The sequence below is a fragment of the Pseudomonas sp. TUM22785 genome (assembly GCF_028198105.1).
In the GTDB taxonomy this organism is placed as follows: Bacteria; Pseudomonadota; Gammaproteobacteria; order Pseudomonadales; family Pseudomonadaceae; genus Metapseudomonas; species Metapseudomonas solani.
Window position 1 is genome coordinate 2,629,431 of record NZ_CP116239.1, and the last position, 16,039, is coordinate 2,645,469.

The following is a 16,039-nucleotide window of genomic DNA, read 5'->3' on the forward strand; positions in this document are numbered from 1 at the left end:
CCTGTCGCCCCATCGATCCACGGATGGCCACCGATGACCAGACGCCTGCCCAGCACCTCCGCCTTGCTCGCCCTGGAGGCTGCCGCGCGCCACCAGAGCTTCGCCAGGGCCGCGCAGGAGCTCTCGCTGAGCGAAGGCGCCATCAGCCGGCAGATCGCCAAGCTGGAACAGTTCCTCGGGGTGCGCCTGTTCCTTCGCGTGGGCAACCGGGTCGAGCTTTCGAGCGCCGGTACCCGCTACGCGGCGCAGATGCGCACGCTGCTGGCGGACATGGAGCGCCACACCCGCCAGGTGATGAGCGAGACATCCGCTGGTACCGCCCTGGAGATCGGCGTCATCCCCACCCTGGCCAGCCGCTGGCTGATTCCCCGGCTCGCACGCTTCCGCCAACGCCACCCCGATATCGAGATCAACCTGCGCGAGCGCACGCAGCCCTTCACCCTGGAGGACAGCGACCTGCACGCGGCGATCAACTACGACCACCCCATCTGGCGTTCCATGCAGGTGCAGCCGCTGTTCGAGGCGCCGATGGTCGCGGTCTGCCACCCGCGCCTGGCGGACGAGGTGCACGCACGCATGCCGCTGCTGCACAAGCACGGGAGCCCCTATGGCTGGTCGCGCTACGCGGAGCTGGCCGGCATGGCCCTGCCCAGCGCCACGACGGGCCCGGTCTATGACCGCTATGCCTTGCTCATCGAGGCTGCCAAGGCGGGCTTCGGCATGGCGCTGGTGCCGCGTCGCTACGTCGAGGACGAACTGGCCGAAGGCCGGCTGAGTGCCCCCTGGCCGACGCTGCCGCAACTCAGCGAGCGCTACGTCCTGGTGACCCGGCCCGCCGCCGAATCGCCGCCTGCGCTCGCGACCTTCACCCGCTGGCTGCTCGCCGAAGGCGAAGCTCCATCGTCTATGTGACGACTCCGTTTCCGAGCCACCTGACCCCGAGGACCCCTGATGTTGACCAAGGCCTTTCAGTACAAGTGCTGGGCGGACCGACGCGCGCTGGAGGCCATCGGCCTCATCGACGCCGAGCGCTTCCCCGACTCGCTGGCCTTCACCCTGCAACAGCTCAACCACATGGTGATAGTCGAGGACCTGTTCCGCGCGCGGCTCACGGGCACGGCGGAACCTCACCCAGCTACCAACACCGAGGCGGTGCCGGGTTATGAGGTGTTGCAGCGCCGGCTGCTCGCTTCCGGCCAGTGGTACGCCGAACAGGTGGCGGCGCTGGAGCCTGCCGCCGCCGCCGAGGCAATCAGCTTCCGCTTTACCGATGGCCGCATGGGCCGGCTGACCCGCGAAGAGATGTTTTTCCACGTGCTGAACCACGCCACCTACCACCGCGGCAACATTGCCCACGCGCTGGACCTGGCCGGCGTGGCGCACCCGGCGGACACCTACACGGTGTTCGTGCACGCCACCGAGCCGGCACGCCGGGAAACCACCTGACGCCCCCTAGGGGCGGGTGCCTTCCGCACCGGCCAGGGGCTCTTCGAGGCGCGGTTTGTAGAACAGCAGGCGCTTGGTCTGCGCCGTGCGGGTGAACGTCTTCGCCCAGGACGGCGAGACGTTGCGGTCGTGGAAATACAGGGCGCCGTGGGTGCGGTCCTGCAGTTGCCCGTTGAGGGCCTTGCGGGCGATTTCGCGGGCGAGGGTGAAGCGTTCTTCTTCCACGGCTTCATCGGGGCGGCCATCGCACCACCAGGAGAACTGGCAGCTCTTGGTTTCCGAGCCTTGCTTGACCACCGCGCAAACGGTCTTGGGGAACTGCTCGTTGCCGAGGCGGTTCATCACCACGTTGGCCACCGATTCCATGTCCTGCGCCGGGGCGCCCTTGGCTTCCCAGTAGATGGAGCGGGCGAGGCAGGTGATGGGGTCGTCCAGCGGTGCTTCGCCGGCCGGGTCCACGGCCTTGGCTTCGCTGCGGGTGATGGGCGGGGTGCCAGCGGGGAGTGGCGCCTGGTTGGCGGCTTTTTCTTCCAGCGCCTCGGCCTTGGTTTCCGCCGCCTGGGCTTTTTGCCGGGTTTCCCCGGCGAAGGTTGGACCGCCGATCAGCAGGGCGGCGACGCAAAGCATTCCTGATATCCAGCGCATGATCGACCTCGCCATCGCTGTGCGTTCGGGGCCGCCCCTGGGGGCAAGGCGGGGCGGTTGTCGGCGTGGCTGCCGTCTGGCTTGCCGCGCTTGAGGGATAGACTGCGGCGCCGCTCAATCATTCCCCGGTGGCGGGCGCGACCTGGGTGAAGGCCAGGGTGTAGCCGTTGCAGTCGCGGATGCCGAACTCCCTTGAGCCGTAGTCCATCTCCTGCAGGGGCCAGGCGATCTCGGCCTTGTCCCTTACCTGCTCGCAGTAGCGGGCGACGTCGGCGATGGCGAGGTAGAGGGTGCCGGAGCAGGCGACGGGAGCGGCCCACAGGTCCTGTTCGGTGAAGATCAGGCGGCAATCCTGCAGTTGCACGGTGAGGCTCGCGTGCGCCGAGTCGAGGGTGGTGAAGCCCAGGGCATCGCGGTAGTGACGGCGGGTGGCGTCCAGGTCGTGGCAGCGCAGCAGGGGCGTGAGCGGCGTGGGTGGCTCCGGTGGCGTGGCTCTAAGTCACCTTTTACCGCTGCGGAACCGTCTTGCCAGTTGCGCCTACGACATGCCGCTGCCCGCGCGGCTTTCCCGTTCGGTGATGGCCTGGGTGAAGTCCAGGAAGGCGTCCAGTGGCAGCGGTTTGCTCAGCAGGTAGCCCTGGAACTGCGCACAGCCGTGGCGCAGGAGGAAGTCCTTCTGCGCTTCGGTTTCCACCCCTTCGGCGATCACCGTCAGGCCCATGCTCTGGCCCAGGGCGATGACGCTGCGCACGATGGCTTCGCTGCTGGCGTCGGTGAGCAGGTCGCAGATGAACGAGCGGTCGATCTTCAGCTTGCCCAGGGGCAGCCGCTTGAGGTGGCTGAGGGAGGAGAAGCCAGTGCCGAAGTCGTCCAGGGAGAAGGACACGCCATGCTGCACCAGGACCGACATCTTTTGCGTCAGGTCTTCCAGGTCCTGCACCAGCACGGTCTCGGTCAACTCCAGTTCCAGGCGCCGCGCGTCCATGCCGTAGCGCCGCAGCATCTCCAGGACCTCGGGCACGAAACTGGCCTGGCGGAACTGCTTCTGGCTGATGTTGACGGCCAGGCACAGGTCGCAGCGGGCGGGGTCGTCCGCCCAGGTGCGCAGCTGCGCGCAGGCCTGCTCCAGCACCCACTTGCCGATGGGGATGATCAGCCCGCTGCGCTCGGCGTGGTCGATGAACTCGCCGGGGGGCAGCAGGCCCCGCTGCGGGTGGCGCCAGCGGATCAGCACCTCGGCGCCGATCACCCGGCCGGCGACGTTCAGCTGGGGCTGGTAGTGGAGCTCGAACTGCTGCTCACGCAGCGCGGCCTGCAGCTCGCGCTCCAGCACCGAGCGCTCGGCGGCATCGGTCTGCAGTACGTGGAGCAGGGCGAAGAACATCGCCATCGCCGCCCCGGCCTGGCCCCAGGAACCCGGCGTGCGCACCTCGTCCGGCAGGCTGTAGCCGATGATGGGCGCCCAGTTGCTGGAGGCCAGGCAGGTGAAGGTGAGCAGGCACAGCAGGGCGATGCCGTAGCGCAGCCACGGGCCCTCGTCGCGGAACGCCATCAGCGCGGCGAGGGTGAGGGGCAACAGGTACAGGTGGGTGGCGCGGGGCGCGGCGGCATTGGGCACATCGAGCACGATGGCGGTGCCGGCGATGATCACGATCAGCACGCTGAACAGGATGAGGTTGGCGCTGCGGGCCTTGTTGCGCACGGTGAGCATCAGCACGGTGAGGCCGGAGACGATGAGCACCGCATCCATCGCGACGATGGCCCAGAACCCCCGCAGGGCGAAGATCACCGCCCAGATCACCCCCAGCACCAGCATCACGCAGCTCGCCAGCAAACGCATGCGCCGCTCGCGGCGTTGGGCCACCGACACCAGGTCGGCGGCGTGCCAGAGCTGTCTGACGCGCTTGAAGAGGCGTGATTTCGCAATCATTCGGCGTTCCCGTACAGCCTGCTCTCCACAAGGCTCCCTGCAGGCTGGAGTGGATTATAGAAGGCGCTTTTCGAGGGCGTAGGGATGGCGATGTCGCCGCTGGAGAAAGTGACCGGGGGCAGCGCGTCGGCGGTGAACGGCGCGGTGACGCAAAGCCGGCCCCGGGCCGGCTTCGTCGTTGTCGGTTTCAGCTCAGATGGGCATCGCGCTGCGGGGGATGATCGCGCCCGGATGCTGGATCACGGCTGCAGCCAGGCGGTGCCCGCTTTCCGCCGCCAACCGGAGTGGCTGCTGCTGGATGCGTGCGGCGAGGTAGCCGGCGGCGAATGCATCGCCCGCCGCGCAACTGTCCACCACCCGGGCCACCGGGCGGGCGGGGACCTCGATGCGCTGCTCCGCCGTGGCTACCAGGCAGGGCTCGCCTCCGCGCTTGATCACCACTTCTGTGCAGCCCAGGCCCAGGGCGCGATCAGCAGCGGCCTGTGCGCCCAGCGTGCCGTGCAGCAGGCATTCGTCAGCCAGCGTCAGCAGGGCGGTGTCGGTCAGTGCCAGTACTTGATCGTGAATGGGGCGGGCGTGCGTGGCGCTCCAGAGTGCTGGCCGCAGGTTGTTGTCGAAGCCGATCCGACCCCCTTCGGCCTTGAATGCGGCGAGCGCGACCAGCAACTCCTCCCTGCGCGGCGGCGGGAACAGCGCGAGGCTGATGCCGGAAAGATAGAGCATGTCGATGCGTGAGCGGTCGACCCAGCGCGCCAGTGCTGCGCCGCTGGAGAAGCAGTGGCGTGCGGCACTGTCTTCGCGCCAGTAGTGGAAGCGCCGTTCGCCCAGTGCGTCCACCTCCACCAGGTAGAGGCCGGGGCGACGACCCGGTAGCCGTAGCACTTCCCGGGTGTCGATGCCTTCTTCGATCCAGCTTTGCTCCATCTCCTCGCTCAGGGTGTCATCGCCGAGGGCGCTGAGGTATTCGACCCGGTGCGCCGTCCCAGCCAGCAGGCGGGCGAGGTAGAGCGCGGTATTCAGGGTGTCGCCACCGAAGCTGCGGCGCAGCGGGTTGCCGGCGAGCTCCACCATGCATTCTCCAAGGCAGGCGATGCGCATGCGGCTACCTCCCTTCGGGCGCACGGTAGGCGATGCAGTCGACCTCGACCCGGCAGTCGATGACCATGCTGGAGACCACGCAGGCCCTGGCTGGCGGGTGGTCGCCGAAGAACTCGAGGAACACCGCGTTGAAGGCGCCGAAGTCCCTCGGGTCATCCAGCCAGACCCCGCAGCGCACCACGTGCTCGGGTCGATAACCGGCCTCGTCGAGAATCTCCAGCAGGTTGTTCAGGCACTGGCGGGCTTGCGGGACGATGCCGCCATCCACCAGCACACCGTCGCGGAGGGGCGTCTGCCCGGAGACGTGGAGCCAGCCATCGGCCTGTACGGCGCGGGCGAAGGGCATGGGTTGGCCGGCGGTGCCGCTGGCGCGGGTGTAGCGTTTGAGTTCGGTCATGGGGTGCTCCTTTCAGTTCACGGGGGAGGGGGTGTCGCGGGCCAGGAAGCGGCCCGCCCTGTCTGGGCAGGCCTCCCCCGGGCAATAGGCCAGGGTGCCGTTGACCCAGACGGCGTGGATGCCGGTGGCGGGGCGTTGCGGGTCGGTGTAGCTGGCGACGTCGGAAAGGGTCAGGGCGTCGAACAGCACCAGGTCGGCCCAGTAGCCGCCGGCGACCACGCCTCGTTCATGCAGGCCGAAGCGGTTGGCGGGAAGCGAGGTCATCTTGCGCAGCGCCTCTTCGATGCTGAACAGGCCGATGTCCTGGGCGTAGTGGCCGAGCACGCGGGGGAAGGTGCCCCACAGCCGCGGGTGGGGTTGCGGGTCTTCCGGAAGGCCGTCCGAGCCGATCATGGTCAGCGGGTGGGCGAGGATGCGCTGCACGTCCGCTTCGCTCATGCAGTGGTACACCGCACCGGCGGGCTGCAGGCGCCGCGCGGCCTCCAGCAGGGGAAGCGCCCAGTCGGCGGCGATCTGCACCAGCGTGCGCCCAGCCATGTGGGGGTACGGCTCCGACCAGGTGATGAGGATTTCGTAGGCGTCGGTGACCTGTTTGAGGTCGAGGGTGGACGAGCTGGCGGCGTAGGGGTAGCAGTCCCAGCCCAGGGGTTGCCCGGTGCTGGCGGCGTCCAGGTGGGCGAGCACCTCGGCGCTTCGGCCCCAGTTGCCGACACCGGCGCATTTCAGGTGGGACACCACCACCGGCCTGTCGATATGGCGGCCGGTCGCGAGCGCCTCGTCCAGCGCACCGAGGATGCCGTCGAACTCGTCGCGCAGGTGGGTGGTGTAGAGCCCGCCAAAGCGGCTCAGCTCTTCGGCCAGCTGGCGCACCTCGTTGGCGTCGGCTGCATGGGCCGAGGCATAAGCCAGGCCGCTGCTCAGGCCGATGGCGCCCTCGGCCAGGCTGGCTGCCAGCTCGCTGCGCATTGCGCGTATCTCGGCTTCCGTGGCGCTGCGGTCGAGGCGGTCCAGGTGGTTGTTGCGCAAGGCGGTGTGCCCCACCAGTGCCGCGACGTTGACCGCCGGACGGACCCGTTCCACCGCCGAGCGATAGTCCGAGAAGCGCGGGTAGCAGAAGGCTTCCGCCGTCCCTAGCAGGTTCATCGGGTCCGGCGGAGAGCCGGTCAGGCGCACGGGGGCGGCACTGATGCCGCAGTTGCCGACTATCACCGTGGTCACGCCCTGGCTCAGCTTGGCCAGCATGACCGGGTTACGGATGAGCGCCAGGTCGTCGTGGGTGTGCACGTCGATGAAGCCCGGGGCCAGGATCAGCCCATCGGCATCGACGGTGCGCTCGGCAGTAGCATCGCCGGCCTCGCCGATCAGGGCGATGCGGCCGTCCAGCAGGCCGACGTCGGCGACGAAGCCTTGCGTCCCGCTGCCGTCCATGACCTGTGCGCGGCGGATCAGTGTGTCGTAGTGGTTCATGTGTCAGTCCCCCAGCGGAAGTCGGTCCTCGCCCTGGCGATAGCCGTCCAGCGCCAGCTTCACCCGGCGCAGGAGTTCCTGGCTGGCTTCGGCGTTGCGCAAGGCGAGCTCGGTGGCGAGGAGGTCGATGATCAGCAGCATCCCGTAGCGGGCGGCTGTCGGTTTATGGATGAACTCGGTTTCGTCCAGGTGCACGGGCAGCACGATGTCGGCCAGCGCGGCGAGGGGGCCGTCCGCTCGGGTGAGGGCGAGTATCCGGGCGCCGTAGTCCCTGGCCAGGCGCAGGACGCTCGGCAGGTCGGGCGGCGTGCCGGTGAGCGACAGCACGATCAGCAGGTCGCCCTCCGCCAGGGTGGAGGCCACCATGCGCATCATCACCGGGTCGTGGTAGGTGGACACCGGGTAGCCCAGCCTCACCAGCCGGAACTGGAACTCGGTCGATAGCAGCGTGGAGCAGCCGCCCATGCCGAAGGCGTAGAGGCGGCGGGCGGAGGCCAGCAGGTCCACTGCGGCACTCAGGTGCGCCTGGTCGAGTCCGTCGAGGTGGTGGCGCAGGCTGTTTTCCACGTCTGCCAGGATCTGTTCGTGGAAAGGCAGCGCCGGTGTGGCAGCCCCGGCGAGGAAGCGGCGGCCGACCAGGGAGGCCCGGGCCAGCTTGAGGCGCAGGTCGCGCAGGTCGTTGCAGTCCATCGACCGGGCGAAGCGCGACATCGCGGCCTTGCTCACGCCGGCCTTGGCCGCCAGTTGATCGATGCTGGCTGCGGCCGCGAAGGCCACGTCGTGCAGCACGGCCTCGGCGATGCGCGCCGCGTTGCCGCTGAGCCGGCCCTGGCGGCTGCGGATGGTGTAGAGGATGTCCATCACAGCACCAGGGCCAGGCCGCAGGTGAGGGCCAGGGCGACCACCGAGATCAGCGTTTCCAGGACCGTCCAGGTCTGCAGGGTCTGGACCACGGTCATGTTGAAGTACTCCTTTATCAGCCAGAAGCCGCCATCGTTGACGTGGGAGAGAATCAGCGAGCCCGCGCCCGTGCTCAGTACCAGCAGCTCCGGGTGCGGGTAGCCGCTGGCCAGCGCAATGGGGGCGACGATGCCGGCGGCCGTGGTCATGGCGACGGTGGCCGAGCCGGTGGCGATGCGCATCAGCGCGGCCACCAGCCAGCCCAGCAACAGCGGCGAGAGCTCGAAGCGGGACGACAGGGCGACGATCTCGGTGGTGATGCCGGTTTCGATGAGGATGCGGTTGAGGCCGCCGCCGGCACCCACCAGCAGGGTGATGGCAGCGGTGGGGGCCAGGCATTCGGTGCTGAACTTGAGAATGGAATCGCGGTTGAAACCACGGGCCAGACCCAGGCTCCAGAAGCTGAACAGGGTGGCGATCAGCAGGGCGATCACCGAGTTGCCGACGAACGACAGGAACTGGTGAAGCCCGCTGCCCCGGGTGCTCAGTTGATCGGCCCAGCCGCCAAGCAGCATCAGTGCCACCGGCAGCAGAATGGTGCCGATGGTGATGCCGAAGCCTGGCAGCGATGCCACGGGCTTGCCGGAGCCGAGCAGTTGTTCACCGATGGGGTTGTGGGCGGGCAACTGGATGCGCGGGGCCACGAGCCGGGTGAAGAGGGGCCCGGCGATCGCCGCCGTGGGAATGCCGACAACGATGGCGTAGAGAACCGTCCTGCCGACCTGCGCCGAGTATTCGCCCACCGCCAGCATGGCCGCCGGGTGTGGGGGGACCAGCCCATGCACCACTGATAGCCCGGCCACCATGGGCAGGCCGGTCATCAGGATCGATACCCCGACCTGGCGGGCCACGGTGAAGGCGATGGGCACCAGCAGCACGAAGCCCACTTCGAAGAACAGTGGCAGCCCGCAGAGGAAGGCGATGGCGGCCATGGCCCAGTGGGCGTTGCGCTCACCGAAGCGGGTGATGAGGGTCTGGGCGATGCGTTCCGCGCCGCCCGACTCGGCCATCATCTTGCCGAGCATGGTGCCGAGGGCCACCACCAGCGCGATATGGCCGAGGGTGCGGCCGACGCCGGCCTCGTACGCGACCATGATGTCCTGGGCCGGCATGCCGGTGGTCAGGGCCAGGCCGATGGACACCAGGGTGATGACGATGAAGGGGTTGAGCCGATAGCGCGCGATCAGCAGCACCAGGGCAATGATGGCGAGCAGTGCGTGGATCAGCAGGTAGGTGCCGGAACTGGCGGGCATGGTGTGCTCCTTTTCTCGGGGCAAAGGCCGGCCGCCCCGCCTGATAAGGCGGGAACCGGCTCGTTCCAGGGGGTGAGCTAGAAGAAGGTTTCCACCGCGCCGATGACCCGGTAGTGGTCATCCACCAGCAGCAACTGGCGCCACTTGTCGAAGGTCAGGCAGGGGTGGGAGATATCGAACGCAAGCAGGTCGCCCACTTGCAGGTCGGCGTCGGGGGGCGTTTCCAGGAAGGCGTGCTGATCCATCATCCGCGTGATCTTCCAGGCGGCCGGAGCGACCACCGGCGGCGCCTCGCGGCCAGGGCGGTGGTGAAGCGCCGGCAGGGGCATGCCCGCGTCGAACGCGGCATCGCGCTTGCCCAGGCCGATGATCGCCAGGCCCGGTTCGGGCTGCGCCTGCACATGGGCCCAGAGCTGCAGCGCTGGCAGCAGGCTGCTACCCATTTCCCTGGCCACGGTGTTGCTGGCGTGGATCCGCTGCGCCGCTTCGCGGTAGATGCCTTCGTCGTGGGTCAGGTAGCAGCCCGGGCGCAGTATCACCTGCAGGGGCTGGCCGATGTCCTGGCCGCTGAAGGTTTCGGCGACCACGTCGTACCAGGCGGAGCCCGCGCCGGAGAGGATCACCTCGGGCTCGTCGAAGCAGCCTTTGGCGGCCAGCTGCCGCGTGCGTTCCAGTACATGGCGCAGCAGGTTCCGAACGCTGGGCTCGTCCTGCAACACGCCTTCGTAGACTTCACAGCCCACCAGGCTGAGGGTGCCAGGCCAGCGCCCGATGGCTGCGAGCACCTCGGCCTCCTGTCGCTCGTCACGGATACCGGTGCGACCGCCTTGCACGCCGAACTCCAGCAGCACCCGCAGGCGTTGGCCGGTGGCGGAGAAGTGGCGCCCCAGTGCCTCGACGTTCGTGCTGGAATCCACCAGGCAACAGAAGCTGAAGCCTGGGTCCCGGAGCAGGTGCGCGACCAGCGCCATGTTCGCCTTGCCTACCAGTTGGTTGGCCATCAGCACACGCCGCACGCCGTGGTTGTAGGCGGCCTGCACCTGTGGGGCGGTGGCCAGGGTGATGCCCCAGGCGCCCTGTTCGAGCTGCATGTGGAACAGTGCGGGGCTCATGGTGGTCTTGCCGTGGGGGGCCAGCTGTACGCCGTAGTGGCGGATGAACCGGCCCATCCACGCCAGGTTGTGTTCGAGGCGGCTCTGGCGCAGTACGGCGACCGGCAGGCTGACGTCGTCGGCGAGGATGTTCCAGCCCAGGCTCGTAACGTCGGCGATACGGCAGCCGCTGGGTGCTGGGCCAAGGCCTTTGCCGTTAGGGTCGAGCGGCCGTTCTTGAAATTTGTTTTCAGCCATCGGGTCTTCCTCCTTGGTTCGCTGAAAACAAGTACCACTACCTCCCGACGTTCCGCTACGTGCCAGCGGGCCTGCCTTGCAGCTTCGGAAACGCGAGCGGATCTGCGGCAAACAGCGTATTGCCAGGGTATTGGCCGGATTCCTTGTCGTGGCTGCGTGTTCTCCGACCTGCGATGTTCCGGATTCGCCCGCCCGGGCGGCTGGATGCGTTGGCGGTGCGGGACGGTGCATCGGCTCACCCCTGGCCAGTGCCGACTCATGGATTCATCGGGCGATGAGCGCTGCGATCACGGAGATCGGCGCTTGCACATCGAGGTTGCGCGCACGCTTTTGGCTGAACGCCCGGCCGTTGGCCAGGGTCCACCCTAGGTCATGCCGAATGAACCTGGAGGTTGAGATGAGACGGCTGAATCTTCCGTTGCTGCTGCTGGTCGGCGCCGTTTCCACGGCGGTGCTGGCCGATGACGAGGACCTGACCATGGAGCAGGAGCGCGACCAGATCGGCGCCAACATGGAGGCCGAGCGCAAGGGCGAGCAACCGGCGTTGAACAATTCCGGGGTGCCGTCTTCGGCGGCGACGCCAGGCGCTGAGGGCTCCGGCAGCTCGGTGGGGACGCCGACCTCTACCACGCGCAATCCGGCCACCGCGCCGGGCTCGCCGACCCCTGGTCAGGGCAGCTCCATCGCGGCTCCCGATACACCGACGACGGGGCAGGGCATGCCGACCAACGCGCCGGGCAATCCGACCACGGGGCAGGGGCGTTCGACGGCGTTGCCCGGCACCTCCACTGCCGCACCCGGCGCGCCGACCACCGGCCAGGGCCGTTCGACCACGGGGTCGGGCGCGGCGGGTGGCGCGGCGGGCGGTGCCGGGGGCGCGGGCGGCGGTAACTAGCGGGTCAGGCCTGGGCGAAGCGGCTTTCGAGGTAACGGATGATGTCGTTGGATTCGTACATCCAGCGGCTTTCGCCGTTCTCGTCGATGCGCAGGCAGGGCACCTTGACCTTGCCGCCGCCAGCCAGCAGGGCGGCGCGGTGGCTTTCGTCGTTCTTGGCATCACGCAGCTGCACCGGCAGGTTGAGGCGGTGCAGGGTGCGGCGGGTCTTCACGCAGAAGGGGCAGGCGTGGAACTGGTAGAGGGCGAGGCCGGCGGTTTCCTCCTCGACCCGGGCTTGCGCCTCGGGGCTGCGGCGCAGCTTGCGCGGGCGGGTGACGAGGTCGATGAGGATGATCAGTTGGCCCAGGCCGATGCGGAGTGCCTTGATGAACACGGTTGGTAACCCTTGCGGCGGAAAACGGGCCGGCAGTCTACCCGATGCACGACGCGGCGGCCGGCTTTCATGCCAACCGGTCGCGGCAGCAGAGCAGTGAATCCATGACGAAGGCGGCGGGCAGCTGAAACTGCCGGCGGATCGGCGGGCTGCCGAGTTCGCCCTTGAGCGCCACCTCGTTGGCGAGCTGGCGGTCGATCTCGTGGCGGGCCTCGATGTTCTTGGCCACGCCGCCCACCGAGCCGTGGGCGTAACCCATCAGCGAAAAGCCGTTGGTCATCAGCGCCAGGCCGGCGAGCAGGAGAAGCCGTTTGCGTTGTGCCTTCATGGCGATCTCGCTCCTCAGCCGCTTTGCCGTCCACTGACCGGTTTCTGGCTCATCAGTATCGCCGGCACGCTCTGGCTGAGCTGCTGGTAGAAGCCCATGGAGCCGTCCACCGGGCTGACACCCAGGCGGGCTTTTTCGTAGCTGAAGCTCACCACCAGCAGCAGGGAGATGGCGATGGTGTAGAGCCCGAGCGAAGCCAGGGCGCCATTGCGTGCGTATTTGAGGGGGAGGTTGCTCATGGTGGTTTCCGCTTGGCTGTTCCGTGGAGTGGGCACAGCTTCGCGAAAAGCGATTCGATAGAAAAACGGATATCAGGCATTTCAACTATCGACGAAACCAATAGGTCTGGGCGGGTTCGTAAAATTTTATTGACGATCGATCCAAGTGCCTGAGTGGCAAGGGAATCTACTGAAAGGCCGCCCCATACGACGTCTCCGCTGCTTTTCCCTATCCCGTTGTTAGTCAGCCTCTATGGCGCTTCGGTGTAGGCGCTATTTCCTTATAGGGGCGCCTGTGTTAAATAAATCGCACACTTTGCGCTGCCCCTTTCATTGCTTCAGGAAGTCCGCCATGCCGTTACGTATCTGCATTCTGGAAACCGATCTCCTTCGCCCCGAACTGGTCGACCAGTACCAGGGCTACGGGAAGATGTTCGAGCAACTGTTCGCCAAGCAGCCGATCGAGGCCCAGTTCAGTGTCTACAACGTGGTGGAGGGCAACTACCCGCCGGCCGGCGAGCGCTTCGATGCCTACCTGGTGACCGGCAGCAAGGCCGACTCCTTCGGTGATGACCCCTGGATCCAGACCCTGCGCACCTACCTGCTGGAGCGCTTCGAGAACGGTGACAAGCTGCTGGGCGTGTGCTTCGGCCACCAGTTGCTGGCGCTGCTGCTGGGCGGCCGCACCGAGCGTGCGACCCAGGGTTGGGGCGTCGGTACCCATGCCTACCGCATCGCCGAGCAACCGGCCTGGATGAGCCCGGCACTGGACCAGCTGACCCTGCTGATCAGCCACCAGGACCAGGTCACCCAACTGCCGAAGAACGCGACCCTGATCGCCTCCAGCGACTTCTGCCCGAACGCGGCCTACGCCATCGGCGACCAGGTGCTGTGCTTCCAGGGCCACCCGGAGTTCATCCACGACTATTCCCGCGCGCTGCTGGACATCCGCCAGCAGTTCCTCGGCGATGAGATCTACGGCAAGGGCGTCGCCAGCCTGGACAAGCAGCACCAGGGCACGACGGTGGCGGAGTGGATGATGCGTTTCGTCGCCCAGGGCCGTAACGCGGCCTGACCGCTTCGTGCCACGAAAAAGCCCGCCTGTGATGGCGGGCTTTTTGGCTATGTCGGCTTTAAGTGTTGCTAGAGAATTTGAGCCCAGCTGATTACCGAACTCTGGTGATGTTTCTGGTTTCGCCCCCCCCGGGCGAGTCCCTTTTCCAATCGTTGAAAAGGAACCAAAAAACTTGCCCCATCATCCGGCCCCGGCTTCGCCGGGGTTCCCTCACTCCATCGTTGCTCTGGGGGCCGGCGCGATGGGCCATCCATGGCCTGGCGCGCCTCTCGCGGCATCCATGCCGCTCGTCCCCCGGCGCAACGACTGCGTTCGGCCTCCTGGAGGGGCGTTGGCGGCTGCTCCAACTTTCTTCGTCCAACGCATCACCACGTGGTGCGCACGGACTTTCGTAGGATGGGTAGAGCGGAGCGAAACCCATGCGGTGGAGGTGGAAGAAATCCATAAATGCCCGGAAAGCACCGTGCTTGAGCGCTTGCATTAAAACCACAACAGCTAACGCAGACAGAGCCGGCTTTTTCGTGGGGCGCGGCTCGTGGCTAGAGCCAGCCCGAGCGCTTGAAGCTGGCGAACAGCCCGGTGCAGCCGACGGCGATGAAGCCGAGCACGCCGAAGTAGCCGTAGTGCCAGGTGAGTTCCGGCATGTTCTGGAAGTTCATCCCGTAGATGCCGGCCACGGCGGTGGGGAAGGCGAGGATGGCGGCCCAGGCGGCGAACTTGCGTTGCACCACGCTCTGGCGCGAGGACTCCAGCAGCAGGCCGATCTCGATGGCGTGGTCGGCCATTTCGCGCAGGCCGGTGAGGTCTTCCAGCAGGCGGTTGACGTGGATGGCGATGTCGCGGAAGTAGGGCCGCATGTTCTTGTCGATGAAGGGGAACTCCAGGCGCTGCAGCTCCTGGCAGATTTCCGCCAGCGGGCCGATGTAGCGGCGCAGGCGCAGCAGGTCGCGGCGCACGCCCTGGATGTGCTCGACATCTTCCTGGCTGAGGGGGCGGTCGAGCACCAACTGCTCGAGGGCTTCCAGCTCCAGGTGGTAGCCGTCCATCAGCGGACGGTAGTTTTCGATGACGAAGGCCAGCAGCGCGTAGAGCACGAAGTCCTCGCCGTGCTCCAGCAGCAGCGGGCGCGCTTCGCAGCGCTGGCGCACTTGGGAGTAAGGCGCCGAGGCACCGTAGCGGGCGCTGATCACGTAGCCGGTGCCGGCGAACAGCTGGGTCTCGACGAAGGTGAGACCGTCGTCGGTGCGGATGGGCGAGTAGAGCACCAGGAACAGGGCGTCGCCGAAGGTTTCCAGCTTGGGCCGGGTGTGGCGCACCAGGGCGTCTTCGAGGGCCAGTTCATGCAGGTCGAACTGGCGCTGCAGGTTGGTCAGTTCCTCGGCGCCAGGATCGTGCAGGCCGATCCAGACGAAATGGCCGGGCTTCTTCGCCCACTCCTTGCCCTCGTCGAGGCTGATGTCGGTGATCTTCTTGCCCTTGGCGTAGACGGCGGCGGCAACCACATGACCCATGCGCTGGTTTTCCTTGTTCGAATGGTGAGCGGCGGTGAGCTTAACCCGCCCCTGCTTGAGAGTGTCGGTGGATGCGGGGAGTTCTTCCACAAAGGCGGGCACTTCGGCCGAATTACCCGGCGGGTCATGGTGCCGGTGCGGCGCTTGCTCTAGATTCGGCGGCTCCCGCTCATAACAAGGAGAACAGGCGTGAACGAGGCATTCCCTTTCGCTGCGGGTACTTTCGATTGCCCGGTGACGATCCATCCGGGTCAACCGGGTGCGCCGGCCCTGGTGGTGATGCCCGCCATGGGCGTGGCGGCGCGCAAGTACGAGGCGTTGGCCCAGGCGCTGGTGGCCGCCGGCTGCAATGTGCTGGTGGCCGACTGGCCGGGCCAGGGCACCAGCCGGCCGCGCCCGGACCGCGGCCATGACTATGGCTACCGCGAGCTGGTGGAGGATTTCGTGCCCAAGCTGCTGGCCATGGCCGCGCGGCATTTCCCCGGCAGCCGCCAGGTGTTGCTGGGGCACAGTTTGGGTGGGCATGTCGCGGCGCTCTATGCCGCGGCTAACCCGGATGCCGAGGTGACGGTGATCGGCGTCGCCTGCGGCAACATCCATTACCGCCACTGGCACGGCCGCAAGCGCCTGATGACGCCGCTGGTGGCGCTGAGCTTCAACCTGATGACAGCGGTGCTCGGCTACCTGCCGGGGCCGCGCATCGGCTTCGGCGGCTACGAGGCGCGCAGCCTGATCCGCCAATGGGGGCGGGTGGCCTTCAGCGGCAACTTCAAGCATGTGGGCCTGCCCCTGGCGGAGCCGGCGCGGGTGGGCGTGACCTCGCTCTTCGTCAATATCGAAGGCGATAACTTCTCGCCGGAAGCCTCCACCCTCGGCCTGGCCGCGCTGATCCAGGCACCGGCCCGGGTGCAGCGCCTGCCGTCGCCCCGGCCGCCCCACGAAAACCCCCACAGCGCCTGGCTGCGAGCGCCGGGTTCGGTGGCGGAGTTCGTGCTTGGCTGGCTGGTGGAGCGGGGCATCCTGGTTGCACAGGGGCAGGTTTCGAGCCGCGTGGGCTGAAGCCCACCCTGCACGCCCGCGCAAACGAAAAA

18 protein-coding genes are annotated in these 16,039 nt (G+C 67.4%); 5 read left to right on the plus strand and 13 right to left on the minus strand.

Annotated elements, in window-relative coordinates; all coding sequences use genetic code 11:
* Positions 1–33: 33 nt before the first annotated feature.
* Complete coding sequence (locus PI990_RS12155; RefSeq protein ID WP_271660748.1) at positions 34–912, plus strand: LysR substrate-binding domain-containing protein; 879 nt, start codon at positions 34–36, stop codon at positions 910–912.
* A 39-nt stretch (positions 913–951) separates the two neighbouring features.
* Positions 952–1,446: a DinB family protein gene (locus tag PI990_RS12160; protein ID WP_271660749.1), complete on the plus strand. Its 495-nt coding sequence runs from the start codon at positions 952–954 to the stop codon at positions 1,444–1,446.
* A gap of 6 nt (positions 1,447–1,452) precedes the next feature.
* Here the strand turns inward: PI990_RS12160 and PI990_RS12165 are convergent, their stop codons facing one another.
* The 9 genes from PI990_RS12165 to PI990_RS12205 all read right to left on the minus strand — a co-directional run bounded on the left by PI990_RS12165 (position 1,453) and on the right by PI990_RS12205 (position 10,545).
* Positions 1,453–2,091 carry a cell wall hydrolase gene (locus PI990_RS12165; RefSeq protein WP_271660750.1) on the minus strand — a complete coding sequence of 213 codons (639 nt, stop codon included), beginning with the start codon at positions 2,089–2,091 and terminating at the stop codon, positions 1,453–1,455.
* A 118-nt stretch (positions 2,092–2,209) separates the two neighbouring features.
* Positions 2,210–2,548, minus strand: coding sequence for a VOC family protein (locus PI990_RS12170; RefSeq protein ID WP_333945561.1), 339 nt, complete (start codon positions 2,546–2,548; stop codon positions 2,210–2,212).
* Positions 2,549–2,629: 81 nt separating this feature from the next.
* Positions 2,630–4,021 (minus strand): putative bifunctional diguanylate cyclase/phosphodiesterase, encoded by a 1,392-nt coding sequence (locus PI990_RS12175; protein ID WP_271660752.1) that lies wholly within the window; start codon positions 4,019–4,021, stop codon positions 2,630–2,632.
* A 192-nt stretch (positions 4,022–4,213) separates the two neighbouring features.
* Entirely contained in the window at positions 4,214–5,119 is a 906-nt protein-coding gene (locus PI990_RS12180) for a sugar kinase (RefSeq protein ID WP_271660753.1), read from the minus strand.
* Positions 5,120–5,123: 4 nt separating this feature from the next.
* Positions 5,124–5,516 (minus strand): RidA family protein, encoded by a 393-nt coding sequence (locus tag PI990_RS12185; RefSeq protein ID WP_184489419.1) that lies wholly within the window; start codon positions 5,514–5,516, stop codon positions 5,124–5,126.
* A gap of 12 nt (positions 5,517–5,528) precedes the next feature.
* Complete coding sequence (locus PI990_RS12190; RefSeq protein ID WP_271660754.1) at positions 5,529–6,983, minus strand: N-acyl-D-amino-acid deacylase family protein; 1,455 nt, start codon at positions 6,981–6,983, stop codon at positions 5,529–5,531.
* Positions 6,984–6,986: 3 nt separating this feature from the next.
* A complete protein-coding gene (locus PI990_RS12195; RefSeq protein ID WP_021216723.1) occupies positions 6,987–7,844 on the minus strand; it encodes a MurR/RpiR family transcriptional regulator in 858 nt (285 codons plus the stop codon).
* Complete coding sequence (locus PI990_RS12200; protein WP_184489417.1) at positions 7,844–9,196, minus strand: GntT/GntP/DsdX family permease; 1,353 nt, start codon at positions 9,194–9,196, stop codon at positions 7,844–7,846. The genes PI990_RS12195 and PI990_RS12200 overlap by 1 nt, the downstream gene beginning before the upstream one ends.
* 77 nt (positions 9,197–9,273) lie before the next feature.
* Positions 9,274–10,545: an amino acid deaminase gene (locus PI990_RS12205; protein ID WP_271660755.1), complete on the minus strand. Its 1,272-nt coding sequence runs from the start codon at positions 10,543–10,545 to the stop codon at positions 9,274–9,276.
* A 379-nt stretch (positions 10,546–10,924) separates the two neighbouring features.
* Here PI990_RS12205 and PI990_RS12210 point away from each other — a divergent pair, with 379 nt between their 5' ends.
* Entirely contained in the window at positions 10,925–11,440 is a 516-nt protein-coding gene (locus PI990_RS12210) for a hypothetical protein (RefSeq protein ID WP_271660756.1), read from the plus strand.
* Positions 11,441–11,444: 4 nt separating this feature from the next.
* On the opposite strand, the gene PI990_RS12215 is transcribed toward PI990_RS12210, so the two are convergent.
* The 3 genes from PI990_RS12215 to PI990_RS12225 form a co-directional block, all read right to left on the minus strand.
* Positions 11,445–11,816, minus strand: coding sequence for a glutathione S-transferase N-terminal domain-containing protein (locus tag PI990_RS12215; protein WP_021216719.1), 372 nt, complete (start codon positions 11,814–11,816; stop codon positions 11,445–11,447).
* A 67-nt stretch (positions 11,817–11,883) separates the two neighbouring features.
* Positions 11,884–12,144, minus strand: coding sequence for a hypothetical protein (locus PI990_RS12220; RefSeq protein ID WP_021216718.1), 261 nt, complete (start codon positions 12,142–12,144; stop codon positions 11,884–11,886).
* Positions 12,145–12,158: 14 nt separating this feature from the next.
* Positions 12,159–12,383, minus strand: a complete 225-nt coding sequence (locus PI990_RS12225; protein ID WP_271660757.1) for a hypothetical protein — start codon at positions 12,381–12,383, stop codon at positions 12,159–12,161.
* Between the two features lie 331 nt (positions 12,384–12,714).
* Here PI990_RS12225 and PI990_RS12230 point away from each other — a divergent pair, with 331 nt between their 5' ends.
* A complete protein-coding gene (locus PI990_RS12230) occupies positions 12,715–13,437 on the plus strand; it encodes an amidotransferase (protein WP_271660758.1) in 723 nt (240 codons plus the stop codon).
* Positions 13,438–13,976: 539 nt separating this feature from the next.
* On the opposite strand, the gene PI990_RS12235 is transcribed toward PI990_RS12230, so the two are convergent.
* Entirely contained in the window at positions 13,977–14,948 is a 972-nt protein-coding gene (locus PI990_RS12235) for a magnesium and cobalt transport protein CorA (protein ID WP_271660759.1), read from the minus strand.
* Positions 14,949–15,137: 189 nt separating this feature from the next.
* Here PI990_RS12235 and PI990_RS12240 point away from each other — a divergent pair, with 189 nt between their 5' ends.
* A complete protein-coding gene (locus PI990_RS12240; protein ID WP_271660760.1) occupies positions 15,138–16,007 on the plus strand; it encodes an alpha/beta fold hydrolase in 870 nt (289 codons plus the stop codon).
* Positions 16,008–16,039 lie beyond the last annotated feature (32 nt).

Excerpts from the sequence above, each read along its gene's own strand:
- PI990_RS12205 (WP_271660755.1), bottom strand. The coding sequence starts at position 10,545 with ATGGCTGAAAACAAATTTCAAGAACGGCCGCTCGACCCTAACGGCAAA.
- PI990_RS12230 (WP_271660758.1), top strand. The coding sequence starts at position 12,715 with ATGCCGTTACGTATCTGCATTCTGGAAACCGATCTCCTTCGCCCCGAA.
- PI990_RS12220 (WP_021216718.1), bottom strand. The coding sequence starts at position 12,144 with ATGAAGGCACAACGCAAACGGCTTCTCCTGCTCGCCGGCCTGGCGCTG.
- PI990_RS12235 (WP_271660759.1), bottom strand. The coding sequence starts at position 14,948 with ATGGGTCATGTGGTTGCCGCCGCCGTCTACGCCAAGGGCAAGAAGATC.
- PI990_RS12185 (WP_184489419.1), bottom strand. The coding sequence starts at position 5,516 with ATGACCGAACTCAAACGCTACACCCGCGCCAGCGGCACCGCCGGCCAA.
- PI990_RS12175 (WP_271660752.1), bottom strand. The coding sequence starts at position 4,021 with ATGATTGCGAAATCACGCCTCTTCAAGCGCGTCAGACAGCTCTGGCAC.
- PI990_RS12225 (WP_271660757.1), bottom strand. The coding sequence starts at position 12,383 with ATGAGCAACCTCCCCCTCAAATACGCACGCAATGGCGCCCTGGCTTCG.
- PI990_RS12210 (WP_271660756.1), top strand. The coding sequence starts at position 10,925 with ATGAACCTGGAGGTTGAGATGAGACGGCTGAATCTTCCGTTGCTGCTG.
- PI990_RS12180 (WP_271660753.1), bottom strand. The coding sequence starts at position 5,119 with ATGCGCATCGCCTGCCTTGGAGAATGCATGGTGGAGCTCGCCGGCAAC.
- PI990_RS12160 (WP_271660749.1), top strand. The coding sequence starts at position 952 with ATGTTGACCAAGGCCTTTCAGTACAAGTGCTGGGCGGACCGACGCGCG.
- PI990_RS12195 (WP_021216723.1), bottom strand. The coding sequence starts at position 7,844 with ATGGACATCCTCTACACCATCCGCAGCCGCCAGGGCCGGCTCAGCGGC.
- PI990_RS12155 (WP_271660748.1), top strand. The coding sequence starts at position 34 with ATGACCAGACGCCTGCCCAGCACCTCCGCCTTGCTCGCCCTGGAGGCT.
- PI990_RS12165 (WP_271660750.1), bottom strand. The coding sequence starts at position 2,091 with ATGCGCTGGATATCAGGAATGCTTTGCGTCGCCGCCCTGCTGATCGGC.
- PI990_RS12200 (WP_184489417.1), bottom strand. The coding sequence starts at position 9,196 with ATGCCCGCCAGTTCCGGCACCTACCTGCTGATCCACGCACTGCTCGCC.
- PI990_RS12190 (WP_271660754.1), bottom strand. The coding sequence starts at position 6,983 with ATGAACCACTACGACACACTGATCCGCCGCGCACAGGTCATGGACGGC.